The organism is Streptococcus sp. SM3, from assembly GCF_027497875.1.
Genome location: NZ_JAJNSA010000187.1, coordinates 1 through 2,129, shown reverse-complemented (window position 1 = coordinate 2,129; position 2,129 = coordinate 1). Strand labels below are relative to the sequence as shown.

2 protein-coding genes and 1 pseudogene are annotated in these 2,129 nt (G+C 41.0%); all 3 read left to right on the top strand.

The window, feature by feature from the left end; all coding sequences use genetic code 11:
* Positions 1-94 precede the first annotated feature (94 nt).
* A complete protein-coding gene (locus PAN06_RS13925) occupies positions 95-1,411 on the top strand; it encodes a hypothetical protein (RefSeq protein WP_269796624.1) in 1,317 nt (438 codons plus the stop codon).
* Positions 1,393-1,815: a hypothetical protein gene (locus PAN06_RS13920; protein WP_218494136.1), complete on the top strand. Its 423-nt coding sequence runs from the start codon at positions 1,393-1,395 to the stop codon at positions 1,813-1,815. Before PAN06_RS13925 ends, PAN06_RS13920 begins: the two co-directional genes overlap by 19 nt.
* Before the next feature lie 91 nt (positions 1,816-1,906).
* Positions 1,907-2,129: pseudogene (locus PAN06_RS13915) on the top strand (hypothetical protein); the annotation flags it as partial.

Below are 2,129 nucleotides of genomic sequence, written 5' to 3'. Positions count from 1 at the left end.
GTCTAATGCAGGGGAAGGGATTCATAACATCCAACTTGGAAATGCAGGGGATGCCCATACGAAATCCTATAATCTCATCCGAGATACGCTTTTCATGGGGAATGACAAGCTGTATCATGATGTTGGGAATGTCTTTGTGACAGCGAGTGCCATCATGATTCCCATAGGGCAAACTCAGAGCGTTGTCAAGGGCTTGACCCAGTTTGCGATAGGGGAAGCAGGTGCCTATACAGCAGGTCAGGTTGCCTATCATGGGACCAAGCTCCTAGGTGGAAGTGAGGAAGATGCCCAAACCGCAAACTTTATCGGGAATATCTTAGGAGGTTATGTGGTCTCCTCAGCAGCCAGCAAGTTTAGTCTCAATAAGGTGAAAGTAGATGTCGAAGCACCGAAGTATAACCGCGAACAGATTCTGAAGAATCTGAAAGAAAGTAAACTTGCGAGAGAATCCAGTAACTTTGACCAGTATCTGGCGAAGGAGAAACTCCAACTAGGCTTAAACAAATCCCCATTAGTTAGTCGGGAACTTCCGAAGGTGAAGGGGGTGCACGATGTCGAAGCACCGAAGTATAACCGCGAACAGATTGTGAAGAATTTGGAAGAAAGTAAACTTGCGAGGGAATCCAGTAACTTTGACCAGTATCTGGCGAAGGAGAAACTCCAACGAAACTTAAACAAATCCCCATTAGTTAGTCGGGAACTTCCGAAGTTGAAAGGTGTCCACAATGTCGAAACACCGAAGTATAACAAAGAACAAATCCTGAAGAATATAGAGGAAAGCAAACTTGCGAGGGAGAGTTCAGGTTTTAAAGACTTTGCAACTAGAGAAAGATACCTAGAGAAGGTCTTTAACAAATTAACTCCTGAAGAAAGGGAATTGATTTTTAATATTTCTAAGGACTCACCGAAGGTTAAGTATAAAAATGGAGTAACACCAAAAGAAATACTTGAAATAAATAAAGGGGATAGACCAAATCCTGAAGATATTTATAATTCAACTTATTTAAAAATGCATAACCAACAATTTAAGAATGGGGCATCCAGATTCCAAAAATTTCAACCAAGCGAAAGTTGGAATGGAGGTATTGTTGGAGGTAAGGATGGAACAAGTTTCTGGTTGAGTAAAGAACATGCAGATATCATTGAAAAGGTTGCCAATGGAGATAATCGTCTTTATGAAATCATATTAGGATTTGATGACGGTTATTTAGGAGATGGTCCACTTTATCGCTTGGATGTTACTCCAGAAGTAGTAGCAGAAAAAGGACTGTCAATACCAAGTGGAAATGAAGCTGGGGCCAACGATTGGTGGAGACCAACCGGACGAACTTTCCCAGGAGATATTCCAGAAGGTGTTATGGAAGATATTAGTACCAAGAGAGGAGAACATACATGGAACATAGTAAATTAGGATGGGAAGATGTCATCCAGTTTGAAGAGGTAAAAGGTTACGGTCAGCATATCTGGAGAGATGGGAACCATCTTTATTACGTTACTGAGGAGGGAGGAATTGCCCCTCAGCGAGTGGTTTATGAATTACCAAACGAGTTATTTGCCTTATTAGAAAGTGGAGAGAGAACGGAGTTAGAAGTATTAAGTAAACTTCAGACCGATCGTTGGCCACCAACGGAAGAAGAGAGAAGAGAATCTAGAAGAAAATTTATAAGTAAACATCCAGCTTCTTTGATAGATGTCCCTAAAAATAGGAAACTTTTTTCTAAGGAAGAACTTGAAGAGTTGATTCCGATTGCTGAGAAGCAGTGGATTGAATCTGAAGGCAAACTTCCAGACGATTATGTATCGCCATTGAGATAACCTGTGAGGAACTTGTTTATACACTGTTAGTTGTAAGCAAGTTCCTGTTTTTACATTAAGTGAAAATCTCCAAGGTCAGGCCATCTCGAGTATGCGCCGTTACCTAGTAGAGGTACATGGGACTCTTCTTCAAACTCTGGTCAACCTGATGAATGACTACTCAACCAATCTCCTACTGTACAAGGATGGCTACTATCAAATTGATTCAAGCAATCATGCAAAGTTACCAGGTCAGGTGTTTACACGATTACATAGTGATTTAAAGAGTTCACGGGACAATCTAAAGAGTGAGATTGAGTTCTTGAACACGACTA

Excerpts from the sequence above, each read along its gene's own strand:
- PAN06_RS13925 (WP_269796624.1), top strand. The coding sequence starts at position 95 with ATGGGGAATGACAAGCTGTATCATGATGTTGGGAATGTCTTTGTGACA.
- PAN06_RS13920 (WP_218494136.1), top strand. The coding sequence starts at position 1,393 with ATGGAACATAGTAAATTAGGATGGGAAGATGTCATCCAGTTTGAAGAG.